The sequence below is a fragment of the Bacillus sp. JJ783 genome (genome assembly GCF_036963225.1).
GTDB classification, from domain to species: Bacteria; Bacillota; Bacilli; order Bacillales; family Bacillaceae_G; genus Bacillus_A; species Bacillus_A cereus_U.
Window position 1 is genome coordinate 1 of record NZ_JBALMG010000249.1, and the last position, 3,060, is coordinate 3,060.

Below are 3,060 nucleotides of genomic sequence, written 5' to 3' on the forward strand. Positions count from 1 at the left end.
TACGTTTTAGTTTTTTATAAAAGTACAGAATTTAAATATATAAGGAACATCTTTAGTATGATGTTATCACAATTTAAAAAGAGACGGGATGTTGCTTAGGTGAAAAAATAAGTATAGATATTATATTGCTTTTAATTAGAAAACGTGAAGAATTAGCCCTAACATAATATTTATATAATGCATAGTATTCTATTAAAGGGATACGTATTTAAGCGGAATATAAAATATTTATCCCCATGTACGGGTGTGAGTTGAGATTTTTTAAATAGAGGTCAACTGATATCTTAGATGGAGGTTATATATACCATGGCAAAATTTCAAGTGACATGTGTTTTGAAAGGGAATCTTCCTGTGCTAAGCGAGGGAGAATTTTGTTTTTGTATAGATACTTGTGAATTATTTATTGGGACGAAAAAAGGAAATGTAAAAGTATCAACAGAGAATAAATTTGAGAGTTTAGTAAGTAAACTCAAAAGTAATACATTTGGAGGCTTCTTTAACCTTAAGTCCAGTAAATCACTGATTGGAGAAACAGAATCTGCTAATGTGGTTTCGGGTACTTATTTTCTTGAGTTAGAAAGATGGAATGTTAAAAATGATGGAACGGACGCTAATAATACTTCTAAGGGGATTAATAATGCATTATTATGGGCATCTCAACAAGGGTTTATAGAAGTTGTTTTGCCTATGGGAATATATTTAATTGATGAGAATACACCAATTGAACCACAAAGTTTTATGACCTTAAATTTAGGTGGAGCAACTTTGAAAATAAGAGATAATGGATTAGTTAAATATGCAATCGTAAGATATCAAAGAAATCAAAAGTTTTCTCGGATTACAAATGGAAGGATTGAAGGTGATAAAGATACACATGATTATACAACGATTCCTCATACACATGAATGGGGATATGGAATTGAAGTAGGAAATACGACTCCTATTGAGGGGAGTAATATTAGTTATATTTCGATAGATAATATGGAAATCTTGAATTGTACTGGCGACGGTATAGCGATGGAAAGTACATGGGGACAAATTGGAGAATATGATTTTGCTGGTACATTTGAAGTAGGTGGTATCAGTGATGTCAATGGTACACCGATAGTAGATGCTAATAAAATTAGATCGAGCATAAAAATAGATTTGCATCATGAGAGCATTACAAAATGGGGATATTTCGGATTATATGGCGATGGGTATGGTGGAATTGGTTCGGAAATTAATACAGAATTATATGATGTGTTATTTTATAAGGCTGATAATACTTTTGTAGCTGCTACGAAGAGGATAATGTTTTTTGAAGAAGTGAATGTTCCGCAAGGCGCAGATTATGCGAAAATCGTTCTTCATCAAAGTACGGTACCTTCGAAAGATGGTTGTAAAATAACTGTCAGAATTCCAGAATTCTCTAAAAATGTATTTATTGAAAAATGTAAAATACATGATTGTAGAAGGCTTGGAATAAGCGTATCTGGAGCGAAACAAATATATATTAGAGATTGTGAAATCTACAAAATGAAAGGGACGGCACCTCAGGGAGCAATAGATATTGAAGATGGGTATCGGCTAAATCAATATATAAACATTGAGCGTAATAACATGTATGATAATCAAGGATATAACATTGTCGTAGTTGGTGGTAGATACATTAATATCATTCAAAATAAATTAACGAACAATTCATTAGTAGTAGGCCAAAATGTAGAGAAAGTTATCATAAATCATAATCACTTAAGAGAAGTAAGTTGTGTTTTAGGTGGGGAAGTAACTTTTGTGAATAATCAAATGTATGCTACTCGAGTCATAATAGATCAAGGAGATAAAGAAGCGCTTATTGGTAACTGTATTTTCCATAATAGCGCGTTGGTAATGGGAAGAGATAAAGCATATTGCATTCAAGTCAACCAGTGTGAATTTTTTAGTGATCAAGATTTATTTCATTCATTTTCACAGTTAGGTTCAATAATTGGTTTCTCAACAGAACCACAAACTATATCGGATTGTGTTATTAAAGGAAGCTCTGTAGAGGGTACAAGTTTGACAGGTGTATCACCTGGTGTGAAAAATGGATGGAGATTAAGTAATGTTTCTTTTATAGATACGAAACATCCGCAAGGAATCATTACAAATTTACCACCAGGAGTATATACAGGATGTAATTTTGAGAACAGCGGTACAATATCATTTGTTACAAAAACTCCTCAAGCAGAATATGAGTTTAATGGATGCTCATTTAGTTGGGATGCTTATAATCTGTTTATAGTTGAATCTTCTCAAACGATAGCCATGCTAAAAGTGAAAAATAGTACTTTTAGAGGGGGAAGATGGGGCTCGGCATTCTTTTTATGGGACATTGGGGGGAGAATAGAATTTATTAATAATGTATTTGAATACCCTAATTCGGAATCGACAGATAGTATAATTAACTTTTGGAATGAAACGTTTATAAGTGAGTATATATTAATAGAAAATAATATATTTAGGTCAAATAAGAGTATGATAGGCGTAAATGCAAATCAGATTTCGTCTTCAATTACCTTAATTTTTAAAGATAATATTGTGGACACAGTAGTTATAAAGTTAAGGGATGAGCACATTAAGAAAGATAATTATATTAATGGTGTCTTTGATCCGTATTTTTATAGTGCAACTGAACCGACTGAGGGATTCTTCAGGGTCGGACAAACAATTAAAAACTCGAATCCAGTTGCAGGAGGGTATATAGGTTGGATTTGTCTTAATGAAGGTAATGCTAATAATACAATTTGGGAAAAGGATATAGTATATAAAATGGATGATGTTGTAAGTGTTAACGGTAAAGTTTATAAATGTAAAGTGATGAGTACTAATGGAGTAGCAGAACCTTCGCAAGTAGATAGTAGTGCAGAATGGGAATATTTAAGTGAGTTAGCTGTGTTTAAATTATTTGGCAGAATAGCAGAATAGGGAATTATGGTAATGATAGATTGGCATAATTAAACAAAACAAGGGGTAACTAAATTTAGTTATCTCTTGTTTTGTTTAATTACATATAAAATTTAAAAAGTTACTTAGTGT

The 3,060-nt window shown here is 32.0% G+C and carries 1 protein-coding gene; it reads left to right on the plus strand.

Annotated features, from left to right (window positions below):
- Window positions 1-306 precede the first annotated feature (306 nt).
- The gene (locus V7038_RS29130; RefSeq protein WP_070146825.1) at window positions 307-2,949 is read left to right on the plus strand and encodes a right-handed parallel beta-helix repeat-containing protein; all 2,643 of its coding nucleotides are present in this window, start codon (window positions 307-309) and stop codon (window positions 2,947-2,949) included.
- Window positions 2,950-3,060 lie beyond the last annotated feature (111 nt).

What these genes read in the sequence shown, in the direction of transcription:
- V7038_RS29130 (WP_070146825.1), top strand. Translation starts at nt 307, where the DNA reads ATGGCAAAATTTCAAGTGACATGTGTTTTGAAAGGGAATCTTCCTGTG.